The sequence below is a fragment of the Micromonospora sp. WMMD1120 genome (assembly GCF_029626235.1).
Classification (GTDB): Bacteria; Actinomycetota; Actinomycetes; order Mycobacteriales; family Micromonosporaceae; genus Micromonospora.
The window spans coordinates 3860164-3884571 of sequence record NZ_JARUBO010000005.1; the positions used below are offsets into that span (position 1 = coordinate 3860164).

At 71.9% G+C, this 24408-nt stretch carries 24 protein-coding genes; 12 read left to right on the forward strand and 12 right to left on the reverse strand.

What is annotated here, in order from left to right; all coding sequences use genetic code 11:
• Positions 1-16 precede the first annotated feature (16 nt).
• On the reverse strand, positions 17-1345 hold the full coding sequence (locus O7634_RS18180) for an ABC transporter substrate-binding protein (protein WP_278151303.1): 1329 nt from the start codon (positions 1343-1345) through the stop codon (positions 17-19).
• A gap of 281 nt (positions 1346-1626) precedes the next feature.
• Here O7634_RS18180 and O7634_RS18185 point away from each other — a divergent pair, with 281 nt between their 5' ends.
• Positions 1627-3630: a beta-galactosidase gene (locus O7634_RS18185; protein ID WP_278151304.1), complete on the forward strand. Its 2004-nt coding sequence runs from the start codon at positions 1627-1629 to the stop codon at positions 3628-3630.
• A gap of 36 nt (positions 3631-3666) precedes the next feature.
• Positions 3667-4440: a DeoR/GlpR family DNA-binding transcription regulator gene (locus O7634_RS18190; protein ID WP_278151305.1), complete on the forward strand. Its 774-nt coding sequence runs from the start codon at positions 3667-3669 to the stop codon at positions 4438-4440.
• Between the two features lie 103 nt (positions 4441-4543).
• Here O7634_RS18190 and O7634_RS18195 read toward each other — a convergent pair whose 3' ends face one another.
• Together O7634_RS18195 and O7634_RS18200 are read right to left on the reverse strand one after the other, a co-directional pair.
• Positions 4544-4780: a hypothetical protein gene (locus O7634_RS18195; protein WP_278154007.1), complete on the reverse strand. Its 237-nt coding sequence runs from the start codon at positions 4778-4780 to the stop codon at positions 4544-4546.
• Positions 4781-4872: 92 nt separating this feature from the next.
• Positions 4873-5121 (reverse strand): DivIVA domain-containing protein, encoded by a 249-nt coding sequence (locus tag O7634_RS18200; RefSeq protein ID WP_278151306.1) that lies wholly within the window; start codon positions 5119-5121, stop codon positions 4873-4875.
• Between the two features lie 332 nt (positions 5122-5453).
• On the opposite strand from O7634_RS18200, the gene O7634_RS18205 reads away from it, so the two are divergent.
• From O7634_RS18205 to O7634_RS18220, 4 genes are all read left to right on the forward strand, one after another.
• Positions 5454-6323 (forward strand): helix-turn-helix transcriptional regulator, encoded by an 870-nt coding sequence (locus O7634_RS18205; protein ID WP_278151307.1) that lies wholly within the window; start codon positions 5454-5456, stop codon positions 6321-6323.
• The gene (locus O7634_RS18210; protein WP_278151308.1) at positions 6320-6559 is read left to right on the forward strand and encodes a DUF397 domain-containing protein; all 240 of its coding nucleotides are present in this window, start codon (positions 6320-6322) and stop codon (positions 6557-6559) included. Before O7634_RS18205 ends, O7634_RS18210 begins: the two co-directional genes overlap by 4 nt.
• 102 nt (positions 6560-6661) lie before the next feature.
• Complete coding sequence (locus O7634_RS18215; protein ID WP_278151309.1) at positions 6662-7690, forward strand: HEAT repeat domain-containing protein; 1029 nt, start codon at positions 6662-6664, stop codon at positions 7688-7690.
• A 198-nt stretch (positions 7691-7888) separates the two neighbouring features.
• Positions 7889-8845: a sporulation protein gene (locus O7634_RS18220; protein ID WP_278151310.1), complete on the forward strand. Its 957-nt coding sequence runs from the start codon at positions 7889-7891 to the stop codon at positions 8843-8845.
• A 66-nt stretch (positions 8846-8911) separates the two neighbouring features.
• On the opposite strand, the gene O7634_RS18225 is transcribed toward O7634_RS18220, so the two are convergent.
• Positions 8912-9286: a hypothetical protein gene (locus O7634_RS18225; RefSeq protein ID WP_278151311.1), complete on the reverse strand. Its 375-nt coding sequence runs from the start codon at positions 9284-9286 to the stop codon at positions 8912-8914.
• Positions 9287-9464: 178 nt separating this feature from the next.
• Positions 9465-11507 (reverse strand): glycerophosphodiester phosphodiesterase family protein, encoded by a 2043-nt coding sequence (locus O7634_RS18230; RefSeq protein WP_278151312.1) that lies wholly within the window; start codon positions 11505-11507, stop codon positions 9465-9467.
• Between the two features lie 188 nt (positions 11508-11695).
• Between O7634_RS18230 and O7634_RS18235 the strand changes: the two genes are divergently transcribed.
• Complete coding sequence (locus tag O7634_RS18235; protein ID WP_278151313.1) at positions 11696-12115, forward strand: hypothetical protein; 420 nt, start codon at positions 11696-11698, stop codon at positions 12113-12115.
• Between the two features lie 57 nt (positions 12116-12172).
• On the opposite strand, the gene O7634_RS18240 is transcribed toward O7634_RS18235, so the two are convergent.
• A complete protein-coding gene (locus O7634_RS18240) occupies positions 12173-14389 on the reverse strand; it encodes an ATP-binding domain-containing protein (RefSeq protein WP_278154008.1) in 2217 nt (738 codons plus the stop codon).
• Between the two features lie 222 nt (positions 14390-14611).
• Between O7634_RS18240 and O7634_RS18245 the strand changes: the two genes are divergently transcribed.
• On the forward strand, positions 14612-15244 hold the full coding sequence (locus O7634_RS18245; RefSeq protein WP_278151314.1) for an SGNH/GDSL hydrolase family protein: 633 nt from the start codon (positions 14612-14614) through the stop codon (positions 15242-15244).
• A gap of 147 nt (positions 15245-15391) precedes the next feature.
• Here the strand turns inward: O7634_RS18245 and O7634_RS18250 are convergent, their stop codons facing one another.
• Positions 15392-16507 carry a sigma-E factor regulatory protein RseB domain-containing protein gene (locus O7634_RS18250; RefSeq protein WP_278151315.1) on the reverse strand — a complete coding sequence of 372 codons (1116 nt, stop codon included), beginning with the start codon at positions 16505-16507 and terminating at the stop codon, positions 15392-15394.
• Between the two features lie 93 nt (positions 16508-16600).
• Here O7634_RS18250 and O7634_RS18255 point away from each other — a divergent pair, with 93 nt between their 5' ends.
• Together O7634_RS18255 and O7634_RS18260 are read left to right on the forward strand one after the other, a co-directional pair.
• Positions 16601-17257, forward strand: coding sequence for a response regulator transcription factor (locus tag O7634_RS18255; protein ID WP_278151316.1), 657 nt, complete (start codon positions 16601-16603; stop codon positions 17255-17257).
• 74 nt (positions 17258-17331) lie between these two features.
• Complete coding sequence (locus O7634_RS18260) at positions 17332-18690, forward strand: HAMP domain-containing sensor histidine kinase (RefSeq protein WP_278154009.1); 1359 nt, start codon at positions 17332-17334, stop codon at positions 18688-18690.
• A gap of 34 nt (positions 18691-18724) precedes the next feature.
• On the opposite strand, the gene O7634_RS18265 is transcribed toward O7634_RS18260, so the two are convergent.
• Complete coding sequence (locus O7634_RS18265) at positions 18725-20278, reverse strand: tetratricopeptide repeat protein (protein WP_278151317.1); 1554 nt, start codon at positions 20276-20278, stop codon at positions 18725-18727.
• A 57-nt stretch (positions 20279-20335) separates the two neighbouring features.
• Positions 20336-20797, reverse strand: coding sequence for a MarR family transcriptional regulator (locus O7634_RS18270; protein ID WP_278151319.1), 462 nt, complete (start codon positions 20795-20797; stop codon positions 20336-20338).
• A 50-nt stretch (positions 20798-20847) separates the two neighbouring features.
• Between O7634_RS18270 and O7634_RS18275 the strand changes: the two genes are divergently transcribed.
• Positions 20848-21369, forward strand: a complete 522-nt coding sequence (locus tag O7634_RS18275) for a VOC family protein (RefSeq protein ID WP_278151320.1) — start codon at positions 20848-20850, stop codon at positions 21367-21369.
• Positions 21370-21393: 24 nt separating this feature from the next.
• Positions 21394-22257, forward strand: coding sequence for a hypothetical protein (locus O7634_RS18280; protein WP_278151321.1), 864 nt, complete (start codon positions 21394-21396; stop codon positions 22255-22257).
• Between the two features lie 180 nt (positions 22258-22437).
• Here the strand turns inward: O7634_RS18280 and O7634_RS18285 are convergent, their stop codons facing one another.
• The 3 genes from O7634_RS18285 to O7634_RS18295 form a co-directional block, all read right to left on the reverse strand.
• Positions 22438-22617, reverse strand: coding sequence for a DUF4236 domain-containing protein (locus O7634_RS18285; RefSeq protein WP_088990736.1), 180 nt, complete (start codon positions 22615-22617; stop codon positions 22438-22440).
• A gap of 165 nt (positions 22618-22782) precedes the next feature.
• Positions 22783-23238 (reverse strand): Rrf2 family transcriptional regulator, encoded by a 456-nt coding sequence (locus O7634_RS18290; RefSeq protein WP_278151322.1) that lies wholly within the window; start codon positions 23236-23238, stop codon positions 22783-22785.
• Between the two features lie 7 nt (positions 23239-23245).
• Positions 23246-24232, reverse strand: a complete 987-nt coding sequence (locus O7634_RS18295; protein ID WP_278151323.1) for an AraC family transcriptional regulator — start codon at positions 24230-24232, stop codon at positions 23246-23248.
• Between the last annotated feature and the right edge of the window lie 176 nt (positions 24233-24408).

The following is a 24408-nucleotide window of genomic DNA, read 5'->3' on the forward strand; positions in this document are numbered from 1 at the left end:
CCTCCCCCTTCCGCCGTCAGTCAGTGAAGATCGACTTCTTCTGGTTCTCGATGGACGTGGTGAGCCCGCCGATGTCCTTCGGGTCCTTGATGAACTGCTGGAGCGCCGGGATGATCACCGTCGAGGCGAAGTCCGGCCGGGTGTCCCGGTCGAGGAACTGGGCGATCTCGGTGGCCGACCCGACCAGTTCGGCGGCCTTTTTCTGCAGGGCCGTGTAGCCGCCGACGTTCGCGCCGCTGTTGGCGACGAGGACGGCTGGGTCGTTCTTCAGCGTGATGTCGGCGGACTCCTTGCCGCCGAGGTATTCGAGCAGCTTGCGCGCGTTGTCCTCGTTCTTGGGCTTGCGGGCCATCATGTAGCCGTCGATCGGAGCGTCCAACGCCTTGGCGCCGATCGCCGGGTCGATCTCCGGGAACGTGAAGAAGTCGAGGTCGTCCTGCTCCTCGTTGCTGAACTGCTGACCGACGAAGAGGCCGAGCAGGTACATCCCGCTCTTCTTCTGCTGCAACGACTGGGCGGCCTCCTGCCAGGTGCGCCCGAGCGCGTCCGGCTGGTGCAGGGGGAGCAGGCCGGCCCAGGTGTCGAAGACCTTCCTGACCTTGTCGGAGGTCCACGCCTCCTTTCCGGCCATCAGGTCGACGTGGAACTGGTAGCCGTTGATCCGCAGGTTGAGGATGTCGAAGGTGCCCATCGCCGGCCAACCGTCCTTGTCGGCGAAGGCGATCGGGGTCAGGCCGTCCTTCTTCATCTGCGCGCCGAGGGCGGTGAAGTCGCTGAGGGTCTTCGGCACCTGGTAGCCGTACTGCTGCCAGACCGACTTGCGGTAGAAGACCGCCCACGGGTAGTACGTCGCCGGGACGAAGTACTGCTTGCCGTCGTCCCCCGTGGACGCCTTCTTGAAGGCGTCGGAGAAGCCGGAGAGCTTGCCCCACACGTCGCTGATGTCACCGGTCAGGCCCTTCGCGGCGAAGAAGCGCATCCGGTAGCCGGCGAACCAGGTGAACACGTCGTCCGGCTTGCCCTGCAGGTAGTTGTTGATGTTCTCCTGGAACGTGTTGTGGTCGACGGTGTTCACCGCGACCTGGACGCCGGAGGCGGTCTTGAACCCGTCGGTGACCTTGGCCAGGACGTCCTTCGGCTTCGGGTCGGACTGGTTCGAGCCCAGCGAGACGTCTGTGCTGGACCCGCCGGAGCCGGAGTCGTCGCCGCAGCCGGCGAGCATGCCGGTGCCGAGCAACGCGCCGGTGCCGGCCGCGCCGGCCAGCAGCGCGCGCCGGTTGATGCCGGCGACCGAGGGCGGTACGAGTCGAGCCAGGTACTCGGCTTGGGATCGGGGACGGGACATCGGTGCCTCCTGTTGATGAAGAGGTGCTAGACCCAACGGTCATCAGGGGTGGTGAAGGCAGGTCCGGCGTCGTGATCACACAAAGATCCACCGAGAATCCACATTGGCGAACACGAACGGCCATTGGGGCCTCAAGCTACCTGCCCGTCGGGCGCTGTCAATAGGGCAGTTCGCCTCCGCTGACCCAGTCGTGATACGGCTGTTACCCGACAGGAGGCAAAAGAAGATCAATGTTGGAACCTGTTGACTTCCGCCGCACGGGGGGTGCACGCTCAGCTGTCATGCGGCGATGGCAGGGCGACGGCATCTCTTTCGGCGGCGACTACAACCCCGAGCAGTGGCCCGAGGAGACCTGGTCGGAGGACGTCGACCTGATGCGTCGGGCCGGGGTCAACCTGGTCTCCGTCGGGATCTTCTCCTGGGCACTGCTGGAGCCGACCCCGGGACGATTCGAGTTCGGCTGGCTGGACCGGGTGCTGGGCCTGCTGCACGACGGGGGCGTCCAGGTCGACCTGGCCACCGCGACGGCCAGCCCGCCACCCTGGCTGGCCCGACAGCACCCGCAGACGCTGCCCCGCCGGGCCGACGGCGTGACCCTGTGGCCGGGCGGCCGGCAGGCGTACTGCCCCAGTTCGCCGATCTTCCGGGAGCGGTCGCTGGACCTGGTCCGCGCGGTCGCCGGCCGGTACGCCGAGCACCCCGCCGTCGTCATGTGGCACGTCTCCAACGAGCTGGGCTGCCACAACGTGCACTGCTACTGCGACGTCAGCGCCGAGGCGTTCCGGGGCTGGCTGCGCGAGCGCTACGGCGACCTGGACCGGCTCAACGACGCCTGGGGCACCGCGTTCTGGAGCCAACGCTACGGCGACTGGGCCGAGATCAATCCGCCGCGCGCCGCGCCGACCTTCGCCAACCCCACCCAGCAGCTCGACTTCCTGCGGTTCTCCTCCGACGAGCAGCGCGCCCAGTTGCGCGCCGAACGCGAGGTGCTGAGGACGCTGGTCCGCCAGCCGGTCACCACCAACTTCATGATCGGCCTGGGCGTGAAGCACATGGACTACCACTCCTGGGCCGCCGACGTGGACCTGGTCTCCAACGACCACTACCTGACCGCCGCCGACCCGCTGGCACACCTCGGACTGGCGCTCGCCGCCGACCACACCCGGGGCGTCGCCGGCGGCGCGCCGTGGCTGCTGATGGAGCACTCCACGAGCGCCGTCAACTGGCAGCCCCGCAACGTGGCCAAGCTGCCCGGGCAGCTCCGCCGCAACAGTCTCGCGCACGTGGCCCGGGGCGCCGACGGGGTGCTCTTCTTCCAGTGGCGCGCCTCCCGGGCGGGAGCCGAGAAGTTCCACTCCGCCCTGGTCCCGCACGCCGGGCCAAACACCAAGGTGTTCCGCGAGGTCTGCCAGCTCGGCGCCGACCTCAGGGCGCTCGCCGAGGTGCGCGGCAGCCGGGTCGACGCCGACGTGGCGATCCTGTTCGACTGGGAGGCGTGGTGGGCGGTCGAGCTGGATTCGCACCCCAGCGTCGACGTCACCTACGCCGACCGGTTGAACGCCCTGTACGGCGCGCTTTGGCGGGCCGGCGTCACCGCCGACATCGTCCACCCGTCGGCCGACCTCGGTGGCTACCGGCTGGTCCTGGCGCCGACCCTCTACCTGGTTCGGGACGCCGACGCCGAGGCGCTACAGCGCTACGTCGAGGCCGGCGGCACGGCGCTGGTCACCTACTTCAGCGGGATCGTGGACGCCAACGACCACATCCGGCTGGGCGGCTACCCGGGTGCGTTCCGGGATCTGCTCGGCGTGCGGACCGAGGAGTTCTTCCCGCTGCGCGAGGGTGAGCGGGTGCACCTCGACGACGGCAGCGTGGCCGACGTGTGGACCGAGTGGCTGCACGCCGAGGGCGCGGACGTGCTCGCGTCGTACACCGATGGGCCCCTGCCGGGCGTGCCGGCGCTGACCCGGAACGCGGTGGGCGACGGCGCCGCCTGGTACGTCGGCACCCGGCTGGACGAGCCGGCCACCGACCGGCTGGTCGCCCGGCTGCTCGCCGAGGCCGACGTCCGCCCGGCGGCGCCGGCGCCGTCCGGGGTGGAGGTGGTACGCCGCCGCGACGGCGACCGGACCTGGCTGTTCGCAATCAACCACACCGACGACGAGGTACGCGTCGCGGCGACCGGCGTCGACCTGTTGACCGGCGGGCGTTGCGGCGGTGAGCTGGGTCTGCCGGCCGGTGGGGTGGCCGTCGTCCGGGAGGACCGGGCCGACGGGCCGAGCTGACCCCGGCGACGGTCACGGCGCGAAGGAGGTTCCCAGATGCTCGCCCAGCAGCGGCAGACCGCCATCCTCGATCTGATCCGCCAACGTGGCGGCGTACGGGTGAGTCACCTGGTCAGCAGGTTCGGCGTGTCCGACATGACGATCCGGCGCGACCTGGAGGTGTTGGCCGAGCGCGGCCTGGTGGACAAGGTGCACGGCGGGGCGACCCTCGCCGGGCCGGGCTCGGCCGACGAGCCCGGCTTCGCCGCCAAGTCGATCCGCCAGCAGGCGGAGAAGCGGGCCATCGCCGAGCGGGCCGCGACGATGGTGGAGCCCGGGATGGCCATCGCGCTCTCCGCCGGCACCACCACCGCCGCGCTGGCCACGCTCCTGTCCGACGTACGCGGGCTGACTGTGGTGACCAACTCGATCCCGGTGGCCGACGCGCTCTACCAGGACCCGCGCGCCGACCAGACAGTCGTGCTGACCGGCGGCATCCGTACCCCGTCGGACGCGTTGACCGGGCCGGTCGCCGAGGCGGCGATCAGCGCCCTCAACGTCGACCTGCTCTTCCTCGGCGTGCACGGGCTCAGCCCGCGTACCGGCCTCACCACGCCGAACCTGCTGGAGGCGGGCGTCAACAGGTGCCTCATCGGCGCCGCCCGCCGGCTGGTGGTCCTCGCCGACCACACCAAGTGGGAGACGATCGGCATCGCCACCATCGCCCCGCTGGAGGCCGCCGACGTCCTGATCACCGACGCGGGCCTGCCGGCGGAGGCCCGCACCACGATCGGCGAACAGGTCGGCGAACTCGTCGTCGTGGACCCGTGACAGTGATCGACTCGGGTTTCTGAAAGTCGGGGTGTTCTCTTCGGCGGGACACCCCGACTTCTAGGAACACGAGTCGATCACCCTGTCACCGGCTCGCGGGCGTCTAGGGTTCGTCGACGGGCAGGCAGCCGCCGTCGTGGTCGGCCCGCCGCCCGCACCGCCGGCGCTCCGGCATGATCCGGTCGCAGAGAACCCAGTGTCGTACGTGCTGCGCGTCCTCGGCCGACACGGTGGTGCCGCCGACGTCGACCTGTGGCGTCGGAGCCAGCGACCGGGCGAGCCGACGGGCCAGGCTCAGCGCCTCGGTCAGGTCGGCGACCGCCACCGGCAGGTGGATCACATGCCGGGGTGGCGGTTCGGCCGAGTCGGTCGGCTCGGTGAAGGCCAGCGCGGCGGCCCGGGGCAGCGGTACGAAGATGCACTCCGGCGGGATCACCACTGCCGCCTCTCGGGCCAGGCGCTCTGCCGGGCCCGCAGCGCACGCTTGACCCGCGCGTTCTCCTCGCTGAGCAGCGCCAGATCGTGGTGCAGCGCAGTCAGGTCGAGCGCAATCCGGTGCAGGAACCGCCGCACCTCCCGGGGGTCGAGGCCCCGACGGCCGAAGCCCACGGTGGCGAACTGATGGTCGCGTACGTGCCGCGGATGCAGCCGGCCACCGTCGTGGAACGCGCCTCTGATCATCGGGCACCTCTCCTCATCGGTCGATGGGTGGGTCGGGGTCGCGAGAGCGCCCTTCTTCGTGGTAGGTATTCGGTCAAGTCGGTTCGGAGCCGGGATTCCGCATATCCCGACGCTCTAGTTGAGACCCGACGAGAGCCGGTATGCGACTGCCACTCGCGAGGCCGTCTCTCGTCACCTTCTCGGCTGTTGGCACAGCCGCGGTTGCCGTGTTGGCACCGGGTATCCCGGGGACCGGCGATCACCCTCACCCGGAGGCCACGTTTCCACTGGCCTCGGCATTGGTGCAACGACACCAACAAGTCCGTCATGAGGGACGTCGAAAGAGGGGACCCATGCCCGCCAGGCGTGAATCGTTCGTCCAGACATTGCGTGCCCAGTGGCTCGGCCAGCAGATGCGTCAGTTGCGGGAACAGCGCGGCATCACGCTCAAGCAGGCGGCCGAGTTTCTGGAGCGGGACTTCTCGTCCATCGCCCGCTGGGAGCGTGCCGAGTGGCCGTTTCGACGGGGAGTTGTCGAATCTCTCCTCGACCTGTACGGCGAGCACGACGGGCGGGAACGCAACCGCTTCCTCCAGCTCGCCGAAGACGCCTGGCGGACCGACCGTTGGGACGACGACTACGACGAGTTGGTGGACGCCTCATTCATCGACTTTCCCTGGTTGGAGACTAGAGCCGAGCGCATCTGCTCGTGGGATGCCTTTCTCATGCCGGGGCTCATGCAGACGGCGGCCTACGCGGAAGCCGTGATCCGTAACGCCGAGGGAGAACAGGCGACAGGCTTCTCGATCAGCAAGTGGCTGCAATTGAGGATTGACCGTCAGCGTGTGCTCACACGCGAGCCCGCCGTCCGGGTAGCGGCCGTCATCGACGAGAGCGTTCTTCGTCGACCAGTCGGGAGCCCTGCCGTGATGCGCGGCCAACTACAGCACCTCGCCGAGTTGATGCGACGGCAGAACATCGACGTCCGCGTTCTGCCGTCACGGGTCGGCCTGCACGCCGGGCTCGACGGCTCGTTCGTCCTTTTCCCGATGCCCAAGCCCTACCCCGAGGTGGCCTATGCCGAGACTCGGGGTGGGCGCCGGTTCATGGAATCTCCGAAGTCGAGACGTTACGCGCTTGCGTACCATCGCCTTCAGGATGTCGCGCTTGGTCGGCGCGAGACGGCCGAGCTGATCGCGAAGATCACGGAGGAACTGCCATGAACGAGGCACTGCCGGCCGTGGCCTGGCACATCAGCACTCAGAGCAACAGCAACGGCGGAAGCTGTGTCGAGGCGGGGCCGGTTCTGGACGGCTCTGGCCGGGTGGCGGTGCGCGACAGCAAGGACCGCGCGGCGGCGACCCTGGTCTACCCGGCAGACGGGTGGATGTCCTTCGTAGCCGGGGTGAAGGACGGCGACTTCGTAAGCACCGAGCCCTTGATCGACTCGGGTTCCTGAAACTCGGGCTGTTCCGGTCGTGGTGACAGCCCGAGTTTCAGGAACCCGAGTCGATCAAGAACTGGGTGGCGCTGCGTGCGGGTCGGCGGGCACCATCCGGTGGTGGGAGCGCGCGGGTTGGCGGACGTGTTCGACCGGGCAGTGCAACGGTTGCGTCGTACCGTCGAGAATGGCGACTCTGACGACGGCTCGGAGCTGCTCCGGCAGGCGGCCGACGGGGGGGCGTCGGCGGTCCGCCTGGCGGTCGGGCACCTTGCCGATCCGGACCGCGTCGTGCGCGCGGCGGCGTGCGACCTGCTCGGCTTCGCGAGCGACGTGCACGGGGACGACCTGCGCGCGGATGCCGCGGCGGCCCTGATCTCGCTGGCCGCCACCGAGACCGATCACGAGGTGCACTGCTCGATCGCCCGCGCGTTGGGCGCCACCTGCGACCCTCGCACCCTGCCGACCCTGGTCACGCTCGCGCGCAGCCCCGACAGCGACGTACGGTTCCAGGTCGCCGTCGCGGTGCCGGCGGTCCTCGACGATCCTCCGGCCGAAGCCGGCGAGGCGGTGCTGATCGACCTGTGCAGCGACCCCGACGCGAGGGTGCGGGAGTGGGCCACGTTCGGGCTCGGCTGGGTGAGCACCGCCGACGGGAACGCCGTTCGGCAGGCGCTGTGGGACCGTACCCGCGATGTCGACCCGGAGGTCCGCGCGGAGGGCGCCCGAGGGCTGGCCCGGCGGCGGGACGCTCGGGCGCTTCCCCTGGTACGCGAACTTCTCGCCCAGGACGAGGTCCACAACTTCACCTTCGAGGCCGCCGCCTACCTCGGTGACCCGTCACTGCTGCCACTGTTGGAGGGCTTCGATTCCGACGCCGACCGCGTCGCCGAGGCCCTGCTCGAGTGCGATCCGGTGCGTCGTTCCCAGCGCGACGAGTCTGCGTGGCGGCTCTTCGACGCCATCCACCGCCGTCGCCCCGACCTGCGGCTCACCATTTTCGGCGAGCGGTGCGACCTCGGTCTGCACCTCGACGTCACCGGCGGCTCGGGCGTCACCGGCCACTGGTTCGCGGATGCGCTGCTCAGTCGGGCAGGGAACGATCCGGATCGGGCCGCCGAGCTGGTGATTACGGCGGTTCAACGCTGATCGACTCGGGTTTCTGAAAGTCGGGGTGTCACCACGACCGGGAGACCACGATTTCCGTGAACCCGAGTCGACCAAGCGCGGGAAGGGGGCGCGGACACGGCGCGCTTCACAGCCACCTCACAGGGGGTCTGGATAGGGTGCCGTTCGAGTCAACGTCCGACTCCAGCCTGGAGCGGTCGGCGTCGCACAGGAGTTCCGATGGTCTTCAAGAAGATGTTGAGCGCGTTCGGTGTGGGCGGTCCCAGTGTGGACACTGTGCTGACCAACCCCAACACCCGGCCCGGCCTCACCCTCGACGGGCAGGTCAACCTGGTCGGCGGTGACGCCCCGGCGGCCATCGAGCAGGTGGTGATCGGTCTCGTGACGCGGGTCGAGGTCGAGGGGCACGACACCGAGTACGCGGGCACCATGGAGTTTCACCGGATGGCGGTGAGCGGCGCGTTCGAGCTGGCCCCGAAGCAGCAGCTGTCGATCCCGTTCCAGCTCCCGGTGCCGTGGGAGACCCCGATCACCGACGTGTACGGGCAGCGCCTGCACGGCATGACGATGGGCCTGCGCACCGAGCTGGCCGTCGCCCGAGCTGTCGACAAGAGCGACCTGGACCAGGTGGCGGTGCACCCGCTGCCGGTGCACGAGCGGATCCTGGAGGCGTTCCAGCGCCTCGGTTTCGGGTTCAAGCACGCCGACCTGGAGCGTGGGCACATCCGGGGTGTGCAGCAGACGCTGCCGTTCTACCAGGAGATCGAGTTCTTCGCCTCCCCGCAGTATTCGAGCAGCATCCGCGAGGTCGAGCTGACCTTCGTGACCAGCCAGCGCGGCGTCGAGGTCATCCTGGAGTGCGACAAGCGCGGCGGGTTCCTCAGCTCCGGGCACGACGTGTTCGGCCGCTACCAGGTGTCGCACGCCGACGCCGACCGGGTGGACTGGACGCAGGTCGTGGACGGCTGGCTGCGGGAGACGACCTCCCACTACGGCAACCTGCGCGCGCAGTACGGCCACGGCCACGGGTACGGCCCGGGTCACGGGCACGGCCGCGGCGGAATGGGCGGCATGGTGGCCGGCGCGGCGCTCGGCGTCGCCGGCGGCATGATCGCCGGCGAGATGATCGAGGACGCCTTCGAGGGCGACTTCGGCGACTTCGGCGGCGACGAGTAACAGCCACCGACGACAGTGGCCTCCGGGAGATGCTCCCGGAGGCCACTGTGTTCCCGTACCACGGGGTCAGTGCTTGCTGCGCTCCTTGCCGGACCGGCGCGCGGAGCCGGCCTTCGACAGACCACGGCTGACCAGGTAGCCACCGGTCAGAATGGTCAGGAACAGCCACGCCTGGCTCGGGTTGTCGATGTTCAACCCGTTGGTGGTGCCGCCCCGCCAGAACGCGGAGATCACCAGCAGCGCGACAGCGGCGGCGTAGACCCAGAATTCCGTCGTCAGGAACGCCTGCTTGGTCTCCGTACCCGGCGACGGCATCGGGTCGCGGTGCCCGTCCCGCATCGACGGCATCTGCTGGGTCGGCATGTCCCGCATCGCGGCGGGGTTCTGCGGGTCGTTCATGGGCCGGTTCATCGGCCGGGTGGAAGCAGCCTGCGTGCTCATCTGGTCCTCCTCAGGATGCGATGAGTCGTTCCTGCTTTTCCCTCGCCCCGCTACCGCGTGTCGGCCACGGCACGGTTGGCTGTCATGGCGGGGACGACCATCGACTACCCGACGCCGCCGAGCAGGTAACACCGATCGCCGGCCGGAAAAATCCGGCCGGCGATCGGGCTGGTCGGGGTCAGCGCAGGCCGTTGCGGATGGCCACCCGCACCAGCAGGTCCGGGTCGTCGGTGATGAGGCCGTCGACGCCGAGGTCGATCACCCGCTGCATGACCGCCGCGTCATCGACGGTGTACGGGATCACCTTCAGGCTGTCCCGCGTCTGCAGGGTCCGGACGTCCGGTCCGTGGAAGTATGCCGGGTTCTCCCGCAGGTACCAGTCGGTCGAGGCGACGGTGCCCTGCTTCGGGTCGTGCACCTGCCAGTTGGCCGACACGGTGCCCGCGCCCGCGGCCCGGGTCAGCCTGCCCAGGTCCTGGTACTTCCACCAGTCCAGCCCGCCGGTCCACGGGCTCTTCACCGACGGGTCGCCGTACACCGCCTGGAGCGAGCACTCGTCGGCGAGGCTCGCGCACTCGGCCGGGCCGTACTGCCAGACCAGGGCGACGGTGCCGATCCGCCGGTCGAGCTGGCGGGCGTACGTGATGGTGCGCCAGTCGAACGACTGGATGGTGGCCCGGCTGGTGAAGCCGGCCCGCTGGATCGCGTCGACGAGCTTGCGGGTGAAGCTGCGGTACGGCTCGGTGTCGTTCACCACCGGGCTGATCTTCGTCTCGATGTTCATCCCGATGTCGGTCCGCCCGCTCGCCCTCACCAGGGCGAAGACCTCGTCCAGGGTGGGGATCCGGGCGCCCGGCGCGGGCACCTGGGCGGGCAGCTCGGGCAGCGTCTTCGTGCCGCAGTCAACGGTCTTGAGCTGCGCCAGGGTCAGCTCGTGCACCGGCTTGCCCACGTACGGGAACATCGGGTCGTTACGGCGCACCGGCCTGGTGTCGACGCAGTGCGACCCGTTGACGGTGCGGTCGTGCAGCACCACGAGCGTGCCGTCGGCGGTGACCCCGGTGTCCAGCTCCAGCGTGGAGATGGCCCGGTTGGACAGCGCGTTCGCGAACGCGGGCAGGGTGTTCTCCGGCCGGGTGGCCCGACCGCCCCGGTGCGCCTGGATGTCGAACGGGGCCGCGTACGCCTTCGGCAGCCGGTAGCCGCGCTGCGCCAGCACCCCCCGCAGCCGGTCCGGGTAGTCGGTGATGATGCCGTCCACGCCGTCGTCGATCAGCTTGGTCATGGTCGGCACGTCGTCGACGGTCCACGGGATCACAGTGATCCCGTAGCGGTGCGCCCGCGTGACCATCTCCTTCGTCACGTACGGCTGGTAGCCCGGGTCGGTGACGGTGCCGTTCTGCGGCATGCCGTGCACCGGCGAGAAGGCGCTCGCGCCGAAGCTGCGGATCGCCTCGATCGGGTCGCCGCCGAAGTCGTCGATGTCCAGCCCGCCCAGCCACGGCGAGGCGCCCGGCTGACCGGTCTGCAGGAAGTCGTAGTTGGTCAGGGCGACCAGCGGCAGCTTCGGCTCGACCTGGCGCATGCGCATCAGCGCGCCCCAGTCGAAGCTCTGGATGGTGACCTGCCTGAGCAGCCCGGCGGCGCGGACCTCGGCCGCGGTGACCTGGACGAACTGCTCGCGGGGCGCGGTCTCGGCCGGCGCGCCGGCCTCCACCTTGGTCTCGACGTTGAGCGTCACGTCCTTCGCCCGGTAGCGGTTCACCAGCGCGAAGACCTCACGCAGCAGCGGCATCCGGGCGCCCGGGACGGCGAGCTGGCCGGGCTTGTCCGGCAGCGTCTTCGAACCGCAGTCGAGCGAGCGCACCTGGGCCAGGCTGAGCGTGTTGACGTACTTCCCGACGTACGGGAACTCCGGGTCACCCGGCGTCACCGGGGCGGTGTCGACGCACTTGGCGCCGCTGACCTTCCGGTCGTGGGTGACGACGGCCTGGCCGTCCTCGGTGATCTGCACGTCCAGTTCGAGGGTGCTCACCCCGAGTTGCAGGGCGTTGCCGAAGGAGGCGAGGGTGTTCTCCACCCGCAGCCCGAGGCCGCCCCGGTGGGCCTGCACGTCGAATGTCCGGTCCGGTCGCGGCTTCGCCTGGGCGGGCACCGCGAGCCCGGTCGTCACCGTCGCGGCCACCAGGGCCGCGACGGCGGTACGGCGTACTGTGCGCACGCTATCCCCTCCTGCCGGCGGGCATCTCCCACCGGTCGCCGGCCAGCATGGGCAGCGCGGGCGGCGGGCAGGCGGCCGGTGGGCGGCGCGCCGGTGAACCGCCGTGGACGACCTCAGGGCCGGGCCGGGTTTGGTCGGCCGGTGGCCGGGCACGCAGTCGGTTCCACAGCTTCTGCGAGGTGATGGACGTGCGTGAGGACGACATGCGGCAGGACGCCGCCCGCGAGGCCGAGGACCGGATCGCCGGCGGCGTGTACGGCAAGGGCGCCCTCGACGAGGTGACGGTGCCCCGCACCGATGTGGAGAGCCAGATCCAGCGCGACGACCCGCTCGATCCGGCGGACGAACGGATCGATCCGCGGGTGCTGCACGACGGCGGTCCGGTCGGCGGGCAGGGCGCGGTGACCACCACCGGCGGCACCGCCGGGCCGGCGAGCGTACGCCGGGTGGCCCGGCAGCCGGAGCGGCACCGGGGCATCGTCGCCCCGACCACCACCGGTGACGCCACCACCGGCGGCCTGAGCACCCCGATGGGCGGTGGCACCAGCGACCAGTCCACGTCCGCCACCGGCCCGGCCAAGTCCATCCGGGACCGGTCCTCCGACTGACCACCCCGCGCCGCCCCCGTTCGACAAGGGTGTCGGCGGGGGCGGCGCGTCCGTCGGTCAGCGCGGGCGCAGGACGCCCAGGCGTTGGGTGGCACGCGTGAGCGCCACGTACAGGTCGCTGCGCCCGCGCGGGGACTCGGCGACCATCCGGTCCGGGTCGACCACCAGCACCGAGTCGAACTCCAACCCCTTGGCCTGGGCGACGGTCAGCACCACCACCCGACTCTCCAACTCCGGGTGCTCACCCACCGCGGCCTCGGGCACCGCGGCGGTCACCGCCGCGCCCAGCTCGCCCACCCGGCCCGCCGGCACCAGGACACCGAGCCGGCCGTCGGTCAGCCCGGCCGCCTCCCGGGTGACCTCGGCGACCAACTCCGCCGCCAACCGCTCGTCGGGCACCGTCCGGTCCCACGGGGGTACGCCGCTCTCGCGCACCGAGCGCGGCGGACGCAGCGCCGGGTCGATAGCGGCCAGCACGTCGGCGGCGACCGCCATGATCTCGGATGGGGTGCGGTAGCTGACCGTCAACTCGGTCAGCCGCCACCGCTGCGCGACGTACGGGGCGAGGGCGTCCGCCCAGGACGGTGTGCCGCTGAGCGCGCCGGTCTGGGCGACGTCCCCGACGATCGTCATCGACCGGCTCGGGCAGCGGCGCATCAACAGCCGCCAGGCCATCGGCGACAACTCCTGCGCCTCGTCCACGATGACGTGCCCGAACGCCCAGGTCCGGTCCGCGGCGGCCCGCTGCGCGGTGGTCAGCCGGTCCGCCTCCTCCTGCCGTTCCAGCAGCCGGTCGGCGTCGATCAGGTCGGTCACGCCGAGGATCTCGCCGCCCTCGGCCTCGTCCTCGACGTCGATCGAGCGGGAGCCCCGGGCGATCTCCAGCACGCCCTCGGCGTACTCCCGTTCCATCATCCGGATGCGGTCCCGCCGGGCGGCGGCGGCGCGCTCGTCCTCGCCGAGCAGCTCGGCGGCCTCGTCCAGCAACGGGACGTCGGCCGGCGTCCAACCCCCCGGCTCCCGGTGCAGCAGCGCCCGCTCGTCGGCGCTGAGCATCGGCGCGGCGGCGGCGATCCGGTCCGGGTCGGCGTACAGGTCGGCGAGCAGCCGCTGCGGGGTCAGCACCGGCCACAGCCGGTCGAGCGCGGCCTGGATCTCCGGCTCCTCACGCAGCTCCCGCCGGATCTCGGCCCGGTCGGCCTCGTCGAGGAGGTTGTCCCCGCCCAGCGGGTCGGCGCCGATGCGTTCGGCCACCTGCTCGGCGAGCGCGTGCACGATCTCCACGTCGAACAGCGCGCGGGCCAGGTTGTGCGGCCGGTCGATTCGACGCACCCGGTCCCGGGCGGCCCGTACGGTCTCCGGGTCGAGGGTCAGCGTCTCCCGCTCGACCTCGATCTCCAACGGCTCGTCGGGCACCCACTGCCGGTCCCGCACGGCCAGCGCCACCACCTCGGCCAACGCCGCCCGGCCCTTCAGCGCCGCGGTTTCGGCCGGTTCGGTCCGGCGGGCGTTCACACCGGGAAAAAGATCAGCCTGGGTACGCAGCAGCACGCCGGTCTCGGCCAGCGTCGGCAACACCTGGGAGATGTAGCGCAGGAAGGTCGCGTTCGGGCCGACCAGCAGCACGCCCCGGCTGGAGAGTTCGCGGCGGTGCGTGTAGAGCAGGTACGCCGCCCGGTGCAGCGCGACAGCGGTCTTGCCGGTTCCGGGGCCGCCCTGCACCACCATGACGCCCGGCAGTTCCGCCCGGATGATCTCGTCCTGCTCGGCCTGGATGGTCTCGACGATGTCGCGCATCCGGCCGGTCCGGCCCGCGTTCAGAGCGGCGAACAGCGACGCCTCGCCGGTCAGCTCCTCGTGGGCGCCGGGGGAGGCGGTGTCGATGTCGAGCACCTCGTCGTTGAGCCCGGTCACCTTGCGCTGCCGGGTACGCAGGTGCCGACGACGGCGTACGCCCTGGGGGTTGGCGGCGGTGGCGAGGTAGAACGGGCGGGCGGCGGGGGCCCGCCAGTCCATCAGCAGGGGGTCGTAGTCGCCGCTGGTGTCGAAGATGCCGATCCGGCCGATGTAGCGGCGGGAGTCGTCGTCACCGTCGAGACGGCCGAAGCAGAGCCCGTTCTCCACGGCGGAGAACTGCTCGACCTGGTCGGCGTACATCGCCACCGAGCTGTCGCGCTGTGAGCGGTCCTGGAGGGTGCCGCCGGTGTTGCGCAACTCCGCGGTGAGCCGGCTCGCGGCCTGCTCACGCAGCCCGTCCAGTCGGTCGTAGAGCATCGAGACGTACTCCTGCTCGCGACCGATCTCGTCGTCGAGCGGCAATTCGCCGGAACCGCCGGAGTGCCTTGACAAGCCGTCTCCCTAAAGATTAGAATCCTTTGCAGGAACGGCTTTCAGCCGTTCTTTTTTGTGCCCTCGAACTGTTGAAGATAGCGCGTTCCGCCGGTCCGCACCAAGCCGGTCGGTCCGGCGCGCCGGTGATCGCGAGGTGGCGGCGACATGATCCTGCGAGCCGGCCAGCGAGTGGTGTTCATCGGCGACAGCATCACCGACTGCGGGCGGCGCGACGCCGCCGCGCCCTACGGCGACGGCTACATGAGCCTGGTCCGTGCCTTCGTCGACGCCCGGCACCCCGAGCTGGAGCTGACCTGGGTCAACCGGGGTGTGAGCGGGGACACCGTGCGGGACCTGGCCGCCCGCTGGGAGGACGACGCCATCGCCGAGCGCCCCGACTGGCTCGCGGTGCTGATCGGCATCAACGACATCTGGCGACACTACGGTGACCGGCCGCACGAGGCGGTCGGCATCGAGGAATACGAGCGCACCCTGCGGGACCTGCTCCGCCGGGCGGTCACCGCCACCGGCTGCCGGTTGATCCTCGGCGACCCGTTCTTCATCGAGCCCGACCGCGCCGTCCCCCAGCGCGCAGACACCGACCGGTACGCGGCGGTGATGGCGGGTCTGGCCGCCGAGTTCGACGCGGTGCACGTCGCCAACCAGGCGGCGTTCGACAGGGTGTTGGCGGTGAGCCCGGCGCGACGCTGGGCCGACGACCGGGTTCACCCGTACCTGCCCGGCCACGCCGTGCTGGCCGACGCCTACCTCACCGCCCTCGGCGCGGTCGCCCACTGACCAGGGGTGCGTCGCGCACCCCGCGCGTGGTCCTCCGCGTGCCCGGTGGCTGGATGTACTGAAGAGCGGTATACCTCACAGGCATATTCATACCCATGAGGTATACCGCTCACCAGCGTGTCCGCCCCGACGCGGAGACCGTGCGGATCAGCCGCGGGCGACCTGGTAGAGCCGCTCCGGAGTGACCGCACCGGCCAGCACCCGACCGTCGTCGGTGAGCAGCACGGTGACCAGCTTGCTGCTGAACAACCGACCGCTACCCCAGTCACCGCTGACCGCGGGCAGCCCGCCGAGCAGCTTCGCCACGTCGACGTCGGGTGCGGCGCCGGTCGGCTTCGCGCTGGCCGGCCTGCCGCCGGGGCGGGCGTCGACCCGGGCGACCAGGACCGTGGTCCAACCCTCGCCCACCGCGCGGACCGGCGGCTCACCGCCGGGTACGCCGTGGCCAGGGCGCTCCGGCGCCGGCCGCTCGGCCTTCTCCTCGGTGACGGTCACCCCCGGCGGCGGGTTGAACCGGAACTGGTCGGCGTCGGGGCGACGGTAGTCGACCTGCGTGAAGGCCACCTCGAAGGCCGGCTTGTCGCTGCCCTTGGCGAGCACCTCGAAGCGCAGCGGCACGTGCTGCCTGGCGTCGATGGCGATCCGTAGTTGGTGCACCAGCGAATCGGTGTCGCGCGGCTGGAGCACCAACTCGTACGCGTCCTGACCGGCGACCGTCGCCGAACGGCCGACGCTGACCTCGGTGCTCGGGTCGATCGCGCCCAACGCCAGGTCGGCGGCCTGCTGCGGGGTGGCCGGCAGGTTCGGCACGCGCTCGGCGGCGGGCTTCACGGCCCCGGGGTCGCCCAGCGTGAGGTGGCGGGCGGTGTTGGTGTGGCTCTGCCAGGTCCACACGTCCCGGCCGTCGCGGATCAGGTCCTGCTCGCCGAGGGTGTCCAGCAACGCGACCCGCTGCTTGTCCGGGCCGGAATACCAGACCCGCAGCGTGTGCGTGCCGCTCAGCAGGGTGGTCAGTTCGTTGCCGGGCACCAGCCCGACGAGTTCTGGCAGACCGAGGTCGGCGCGCTGCACGACGGTCCCGGACAACCCCTCCAGCCGGGAGGTCTGGAGATCGACGAGCAACTGGGCGGCGGTACGGGGCGGCAGGCTCGGCTCGGCCTCGGCGGCGAACGTGCCGACTGCTGCGCCACCGCCGATGACGGCGACGGCCGCGGTGGCCGGGACCAGCCACCGAAGGACGGGACGGCTTCTCAGGACGGACATGGTGGCACCTCCTGAGCCCATCCTGCCCCCACCCTGCTGTGAACGCGCTGAGGACGCCGAAGGATCGATTGACCCGGGTGGCACCCTTGAGCTGTGCGTGTGCTGGTGGTGGAGGACGAGGCCCGGTTGGCGACCGCGCTCCAGCGTGGCCTCCAGGCGGAGGGATTCGCCGTGGACGTGGCCGGGACCGGCCCGACCGGGCTGGAGGCGGCCCGACACGGCGGGTACGACGCGATGATCCTCGACGTGATGTTGCCGGGCCTCTCCGGCTACGAGCTGGTTCGGCGGTTGCGCGCCGAGCAGCACTGGTTGCCGGTGCTGATGCTCTCCGCCAAGGACGGCGAGTACGACCAGGCCGACGGCCTCGACTGCGGCGCCGACGACTACCTGACCAAGCCCTTCTCGTACGTGGTGCTGCTGGCCAGGCTGCGGGCGTTGCTGCGTCGGGGCGCGCCGGAGCGGCCGACCGTGCTGACCGTCGGAGACCTGCGGCTGGACCCGGCCCGCCGGCGGGTCACCCGCGCGGACACCGAGGTGGCGTTGACCGCGCGGGAGTTCGCGCTCCTGGACTACCTGATGCGCCGCCCCGGCCAGGTGATCTCCAAGGTCGAGTTGCTGGACCACGTCTGGGACGCCAGCCTGGAGACCGCGCCGAACGCCGTCGAGGTGTACGTCGGCTACCTGCGACGCAAGCTCGGCCGGGACCGACTGGAAACCGTTCGGGGTGCCGGCTACCGGTTGGCGACGTGACCACCACCGGCCGGGCGTCCGTCGCCCGGGGGTGGCGCCGCTGGGCGCCGATGCTCGGGCTGCGCGGGCGACTGCTGGCGATCGGCGTGTTCGGCCTCACCGTCGGGCTGGCCCTGGGCGGGATGGTGCTGCTCGGCGCGCTCGGCTACGTGCTCGAGCGGACCGTCGACACCGAGGCGTTCCGGACCGCCGACGCCGTCGCGTTGCTCGCCGCCGAGGACGCGCTGCCCGATCCGCTGCCGGTGGCCGGAGGACAGGTCCGGGTGCAGGTGATCGACGCGCAGGGGCGGATCCGGGCCGCCTCGATCGACGCCGATCGGATGGTGCCGATGGTCCGGCCCGAGCGGCTGAACCGCGACGGCCGGCAGCGACTGGAGGCGGCGGCGGAGCGGGTCGGGCTGGTCGGCCCGGTCCGGGTGGTCGCCGTGCCGGCCGGCACGGCGGACGACCCGCGCTTCGTGCTGGTCGCCCGTTCGATGGCCGACGTGCGACACAGCATGCACGTGGTCCGGACCATCCTGTTGATCGCGTTTCCGCTGCTGGTGGCGGTGCTCGCCGCTGTGGCGTGGCGGGTGGTCGGCGCCACCCTGCGGCCGGTCGAGGCGTTACGCCGAGGCGCCGAGGAGATCACCGGGCGGGCCGGCGCCGGTCGACTGCCGCTGCCCGCGTCGGCCGACGAGATCCACCGCCTGGCGGTCACCCTCAACGGCATGCTCGACCGGCTGGAGTCCGCCCGCGCCCGTCAGCGGGCCTTCGTCTCCGACGCCGCCCACGAGCTGCGCAGCCCGTTGACCAACATCCGTACCGAGCTGGAGGTCGCCCAGCGACTGGCGGACCGCACGGACTGGACGGCGGTGACCAGCAATCTGCTCGCCGACACCGACCGGTTGAGCCGGCTGGTGGACGACCTCCTGCTGCTGGCCCGGCTGGACGAGACCCCGCCGGTCCGGGGGACCGGTCCGGTGGAGCTGGGCGCCCTGCTGGCCGAGGTCGCGGGCCGCTACCCGTCGCCGCCGGTGCGGGTGACGCCGTCGGCGGGCCCGCTCTGGACGGTCGGCAACCCCGACGAGCTGCGGCGGGTGCTGGCGAACCTGGTCGACAACGCGGTGCGGCACGCGTACACGAGCGTGGTTCTCGCGGCCGGGGCCGGCGGACCCGGCGCCCACCTGGTGACGGTGACCGACGACGGCCCGGGGATTCCCGCGGCGGACCGGGAACGGGTCTTCGACCGGTTCACCCGGCTGGACGACGGGCGCGCCCGCGACGCGGGCGGGGCCGGTCTGGGCCTGGCCATCGTCCGGGAGCTGGTCCGGCGCGCGGGCGGCACCATCAGCCTGACCGACGCCGCCGACCAGCAGGGGCTGCGGGTGCGCCTGTCGCTGCCGGCGTTACCGGCCGACGAGGACTGTCACCCCGGAGGGGACGCCCGGTGACGGCGACCGGGCGGTGCGCGGCGCGGCGGTCGGGTCAGCGGCGGCGGGTGCAGACCTGCGGGGAGCGGGCCACGGTGTCGGTGGACCAGGCGACGGCGACGGTGAAGCAGAAGTCGTTGGTGCGGTTGAGCGCGTAGACGACGAAGCTCGTCGTGCCGGCCGGCAGCGTCGCGAAGATGTTGTGCGGCTGGCCGGTGCGTCCACCCGCGATGACCACCGGGCCCTCGCCGCCGGCCGGGTAGGTCCACTTCAGCGCGACGCTGTCCCGGTTGTCACGCAGGGTCACGTCGCTGGGCGGGGTGCCGGGCGACACCAGGGCATCGGCGGACGGGGGCGCCGCCCCGTTCGCGGTCGGCGCGGGGCTGGTGGTGGGGGAGACGCTGGCCGGTGGCGGGGTGGGCTCGTCGTCGCCGCCGACCCGGGCCACCCCGGCGATCACCGCCGCCGCGCCGAGCAGCACCACGGCCACGCCGGCCACCAGCACCGGCACCAGCCGGTTGCGCTGCTCCGGCGGGGCCCGGTGCACCGGCACCGGCAGCAGCCGCGACGGGGTGTACGGGTCCGGCGGCGCGTACGGATCGGTGGGCACGTCGGGTCGGCGCAGGCGGTACACCCCGGACTGCTCCGCGTCGCCGCCGGCCAGGCCGACCACCGACGGGGGAACCGGCGGCTCGAAATGCGCCGCGTCCTCCTCCGGCGCGGGCGGCCAACCGACCCCCGTCGACCCGACCGGCTCGTCGGCGGGTGTCCGCGGATTCGGCACCGCGCCACCGGCGGCCGCCGCGTGCTGGGGCGTCGACGGCTGGTAGCCCGACTCGGCCGACGGCCCCTCGTGCGGCGGCGTGCGGGCCGCCGGCACCACCGGCGTGTCGCGGGCCGTGGGCGGGTTGTCGGCGCAGACGTGGTCGGGATTGGCCGCCGCCCGGGCCAGGGACGCCACCTGCGCGGCGAGGGGGTCGTCGGCGGGCAGGTGTTGCCGGCACAGCTCGCGGGCGAGCGCCAGGTTGTCGTGGGCCTCGGCGAACTGCCCGCAGTCCCGCTGCATCGCGCCGAGCCGCGCCAGCATCTTGATGCCGCTGGGGTGGCCGTCGCCGTACACCTCGCGGTGCAGCTCCCAGGCGTCCTGGAGGCGGTCGCGGGCCACCGTGCACTGGCCGCGCGCGTACTCCACGGTGGCCAGGTCGGCGTGCGCGGCGAGCACCCGCAGCGACTCCGGGCCGTCCTGCGCGGTCAGCTCGATGATGACTTCCTGGTAGAGCCGTGCGGCCCGGGAGTGGCTGCCGACCCGGTGCAGCACCGCGGCCAGGGTCGCCGCGGCGGCGACCGTACGCGGGTCGGCGCGGCCGTGCAGTCGGGTGGTGGCCGCGTACGCGAATGCGGCCCAGCCACGGGCCGAGTGCGGCTCGCCGAGCGCGATCAACACCCGCGCCTGGAGGCTGGCCGCCTCGGCCAGCTCGGCTGTGGCGTTGGCGGGGCGGGGGTCGGCGTCGGTGAGCGCGTCGGACAGCAGTCGCTGCGCGCCGGCGAGATCGCCGGCTGACACGAGGTGGTGCGCCTGATCAGTCAGTTCACCGAAGCCGGAGGACACGCCCCATCGTGCTCGTCTGACGACGGTAAGTACAAGACCCGGGCCGGTGTCGATTGGTCAGGATCCGGTCAGGTGCTCGGCCAGGGTCTCGCTGATCCGGCGTAGTTGGTCGACCTGGGCGGGGCTCAACGCGTCGAACAGGTGTCGGCGTACACCTTCGACGTGGCCGGGCGCGGCGGCGGCGAGGGTGGCGAAACCCTCGTCGGTGAGGACGGCGATCTGCCCGCGCCGGTCGGTGGGGCAGTCCTCGCGACGGACCCAGCCGGCGGCCTCCAGCCGGGCCACGGCGTGCGAGAGCCGGCTGCGCGACGAGCCGGCGGCCTGGGCCAGCTCGCTCATCCGCAGTTGGCGGCCGGGGGCCTCGGAGAGCTGGACCAGGATCTCGTAGTAGGCGTGCGGCATGCCCGCCTCGCGTTGCAGCTCCCGGTCCAACGTGTCCATCAGCACCCGGGAGGCGGTGAGGTAGGCGCGCCAGGTGCGTTGCTCGTCAGGGTCCAGCCAGCGGGTCATGACAGTCATCATACCTCTTGTAGTTGAAGGCTCAACAAATTCACGCTAGTCTCGGGAGCATGGGTATCCACCGGCTCAACCACGCGGTCCTCTACGTCAGTGACCTCGCCCGCAGCGTCGCGTTCTACACCGACGTGCTGGGCTTCCGTCCGGTGCCGATGACTCCGGACGGCTTCCGGGGCGCCGCCTTCCTCCAGGCGCCCGACTCCACGAACGATCACGACCTGGGCCTGTTCGAGATCGGCGCCGCCGCCGGGCGGTCCACCGCCGGTCGTGCCACCGTCGGCCTCTACCACCTCGCCTGGGAGGTGGACACCCTCGACGAGCTGGCCGCCACCGCCGAGCGGCTCGCCGCCGCCGGGGCGCTGGCCGGCACCTCCGACCACGGCACCACCAAGAGCCTCTACGGCAGAGACCCGGACGGTCTGGAGTTCGAGGTGGTCTGGCTGGTCCCGGCCGACCTGCTCGACGACACCGCATTGGCCGCCCGCAAACGGATCGGTCGGCTCGACCTGGACGCCGAGCGGCGGCGCTACGGCGGGCAGACCCACGGTGGGGTGGGGATCTCCGTCCCGGTCTGACCCGCCGTACGGTAGAACGGACCGATGTCTACCGACTACCTGCGCGAGCTGCTGGTCCGCCAGTTGGCCACCTGGCTGCCCACGGCCCTGCGCCGCTCGCGGCGGGCCACCGTCGCGCTCGCCGGCGTCGACGCGGAGGTCGCCGAGGCGGTGTTGCGGTTGGTCGGCGGCCACGCCGACCACCTGCGCGGCCGGCAGCTGACGCTGGTGGTGCTGGCCGACGGCGCGCCCGAGCTGCCGACCCGGCTCGGCCCGGTCGAGGCGGAGCTGCCCGCCGAGGTCACCGTGCACCTGCTGCCCGGTGACCCGGGGCGGCTCCCGGTCGCGATCAAGGCGGCGGGGGCGGCCGGCGCGCCGCTGTTCTCCTTCGTGGACCTGCCCGGAGCGGTGCCCCCGGCCCTGCTCACCGCCGCCGCCAACGGGCGCGCCGGGGAGCTTCTGCTGCGCACTGACCGCAGCGCCCGGGCCGCGCTCGTCGCCGCCGGGTTCCCGCTCGTCGCCGAGGTGACGCCGGTGTTGCCGGCGGATGCGTCGATCGGGCTGCTCGCCCACGCCAGCCGATCCGACCGGAGCCTGGAGGTGGTCCGGGACGCGCTCTGGACGGTCGGCGCCGCGTTCGACGTCGGCTACCGCGATCCGAGCGGCGCGTCGGTCGACGTGTCCGGCACGCCCGATCTCGAACCGCTGGCCCGTGAGCTGCTGGCCGAGCTACGCCGGGGCGGGTCGCGCCCGGTCACCGAGCTGCGCCGGCACACGGTGACCGCGACCGTCTACCGGGCCGCCCACGCCAACCAGGCGCTGACCGATCTGCTGGACGCGGGAGAGGTGCGCCGCGACCGCGACGCCGGCCGCCTGGCCGGCGACGAGCTGATCACCCCAACCCCCTAACCCGGTCCCCCAAGCCACGCGATCTTGCAGTTCCTGTCGCGGCATAAGGGATGTTCCTCGTGAAACGGCAACCCAAAGTGCAAGATCGCCGGAGTCGGGCCGGGGTGGGGTGGGGTGGGGGCGGAGACGCCGAGCGGGGTGCCGGTGCGTGCACCGGCACCCCGCTCGGCTCCCGGGAGGCTACGACCGGGCCTTGTCCTGCTTCCAGGACAGCGGGCCGGGCAGGTCGACTCGGTGCGCCCGCGCCTTGGAGTTCCAGGACCAGCGCCCGATCTTGATGCTCCACGAGGAGAAGCCGTTCTCGGTGAAGTTCAGGATGATCGGTCCGTACTTCTTGCGCTTCCGAAACATGAGGCCCATCGGGAGGTCTCCCCTCGTCATCGTTCCCTGCCGTGTCGAGATCGAACATTCCCGAACGGGCGACTTCCGAAACCCTCTCGCCGTCCGGCCTGGACGGTGCCGGGCGCGACCTTCAATCCTTATTGAACACACCTCGGTAGACGCTGTTCGGCGCTGTGAGCCTGGTCAGCGGGGCTGCCACGCGTCCGGCAGCGCGGTCAGCCTGCGCACGTGCGCGGGCAGTCGACCGCTGACGATCTCGGCGAGGCTCACCTCGTCGACCACCCGCCGCACCGCGGCGCGGACCGCCACCCAGAGGCCGGGCAGGTTCTCCGCCGAGCCCTCGTACCGCGTCTCCTCCGGGCGCAGCCCGCGTACCCCGGCCAGCGGGCCCTCGACGGCGCGCAGCACCGCGCCGACAGTCACCTCGCGCGGCGGGCGGGCCAGCGTGTAACCGCCCTCGGCGCCGCGCTGCGCGCGGACGAGGCCGGCCCGGCGTAGATCCGCCAGGATCGCCTCCAGGAACTTGCGGGGCATGTCCTGCTCCGCGGCGATGGCCTGGGTGGACAGCAACGATGGGTACGCGGTGGCGAGGCTCAGCGCCGCCCGTACCGCGTAGTCGCCGCGCGCGGAGATCTGCACGGTGTCATCATGCCCGCCCCGGGCCGCCGGGCCGGGCAGCGGGCGGTCCGGGTCTCGCGGTGTGACCGCCGTTGGTGGTCTCGACGGTGCCGGAGCGGAACCGCCCGCCGTTGGCGCCCGTCGGCTCGGCCGGCGGTCGCTGGCGGACCACCCGGTTGCCCGCCGGCTGGTCGCGGGCGGCCCGGAAGGCGCCGGGGCTCACCCCGACCTCGCGGGTGAAGAAGCGGCCGAAGTTCGTGGGCTCGGAGAAGCCGAGGTGCCTGCCGATCTGCGCGATCGGCTGGTCCGTCGCGGCCAGGAGGCGAGCGGCCTGCAACGCGACCCGCTCGTCGATGACCTGCTTGGCGCTGCGACCGGTGACGGCCAGGCAGGCCCGGGTCAGGGTACGCACCGAGCACCCGAGGCCGGCGGCATAGTCCTCCACCCGCCGGGTGTGCGGGTAGCCGTGCTCCACCTCCCGGTGGAACCGGTGGAACGTCTCCTCCTCGGGCCGGGCCGGTGACCGGTCGGCCTGGGCCAGCGCCAGCCGCAGCAACAGCACCGCCAACTGGTGCCGCAGCAGCGCGCGGGCGGTGGGACCGTCGGGGTGCCGCTGACAGTCCACCACCAACTGGCTCACCTCGTTGATCACCGCGTCCTCGTCCTCACCGGCCAACTGGCGCCAGGTCACGGCCGTGGCCAGGTCGAGGTCGACGTCGCGCAACGCGTGCGGGTCCCAGGCCACCACCGTCGCGTCGAACTGTGGGCCGACGCAGCGCAACACCTGACCGGGGCGTACCCGTAACAACGTGCCGGGCCGACAGGGCAGCGGGTGGAAGTCCAGCTCCGCGTCGCCGTGCCCACGAGTGGTCAGGATCAGCAGCTCCCGCTCGACGATCACCGGGCGACGCCAGCCCGTATCGCCGGCGAGGCCGGCCAGCGCGAACGTGGCGATCTCGTCGGTGCGGGGGGACGTTCCGATCGGCGGCGCGGGGGAGGGACCGGTGAAGAGCATCGCTAGCGACGGTAGCCCGAACCGCAGGTCATCGCATCCCGGTCGAGCCAGGGGGCGGAATCCGCGGGAAACCGCGGGCTTGTCGCGGTCCCGGTGGTCGGGCTACGTTACCCGGCGGTAGTGCCGTCCGTTGGTGGGGGAACCACGCCCGCCGGGCCGGCGAGCCCCGCCGACTC

Bases quoted from the DNA above. Each gene is read 5' to 3' on its own strand.
- O7634_RS18180 (WP_278151303.1), bottom strand. From the start codon at position 1,345: ATGTCCCGTCCCCGATCCCAAGCCGAGTACCTGGCTCGACTCGTACCG.
- O7634_RS18185 (WP_278151304.1), top strand. From the start codon at position 1,627: ATGCGGCGATGGCAGGGCGACGGCATCTCTTTCGGCGGCGACTACAAC.
- O7634_RS18190 (WP_278151305.1), top strand. From the start codon at position 3,667: ATGCTCGCCCAGCAGCGGCAGACCGCCATCCTCGATCTGATCCGCCAA.
- O7634_RS18200 (WP_278151306.1), bottom strand. From the start codon at position 5,121: ATGATCAGAGGCGCGTTCCACGACGGTGGCCGGCTGCATCCGCGGCAC.
- O7634_RS18205 (WP_278151307.1), top strand. From the start codon at position 5,454: ATGCCCGCCAGGCGTGAATCGTTCGTCCAGACATTGCGTGCCCAGTGG.
- O7634_RS18210 (WP_278151308.1), top strand. From the start codon at position 6,320: ATGAACGAGGCACTGCCGGCCGTGGCCTGGCACATCAGCACTCAGAGC.
- O7634_RS18220 (WP_278151310.1), top strand. From the start codon at position 7,889: ATGGTCTTCAAGAAGATGTTGAGCGCGTTCGGTGTGGGCGGTCCCAGT.
- O7634_RS18225 (WP_278151311.1), bottom strand. From the start codon at position 9,286: ATGAGCACGCAGGCTGCTTCCACCCGGCCGATGAACCGGCCCATGAAC.
- O7634_RS18240 (WP_278154008.1), bottom strand. From the start codon at position 14,389: ATGCTCTACGACCGACTGGACGGGCTGCGTGAGCAGGCCGCGAGCCGG.
- O7634_RS18245 (WP_278151314.1), top strand. From the start codon at position 14,612: ATGATCCTGCGAGCCGGCCAGCGAGTGGTGTTCATCGGCGACAGCATC.
- O7634_RS18250 (WP_278151315.1), bottom strand. From the start codon at position 16,507: ATGTCCGTCCTGAGAAGCCGTCCCGTCCTTCGGTGGCTGGTCCCGGCC.
- O7634_RS18270 (WP_278151319.1), bottom strand. From the start codon at position 20,797: ATGACTGTCATGACCCGCTGGCTGGACCCTGACGAGCAACGCACCTGG.
- O7634_RS18275 (WP_278151320.1), top strand. From the start codon at position 20,848: ATGGGTATCCACCGGCTCAACCACGCGGTCCTCTACGTCAGTGACCTC.
- O7634_RS18280 (WP_278151321.1), top strand. From the start codon at position 21,394: ATGTCTACCGACTACCTGCGCGAGCTGCTGGTCCGCCAGTTGGCCACC.
- O7634_RS18285 (WP_088990736.1), bottom strand. From the start codon at position 22,617: ATGGGCCTCATGTTTCGGAAGCGCAAGAAGTACGGACCGATCATCCTG.
- O7634_RS18295 (WP_278151323.1), bottom strand. From the start codon at position 24,232: ATGCTCTTCACCGGTCCCTCCCCCGCGCCGCCGATCGGAACGTCCCCC.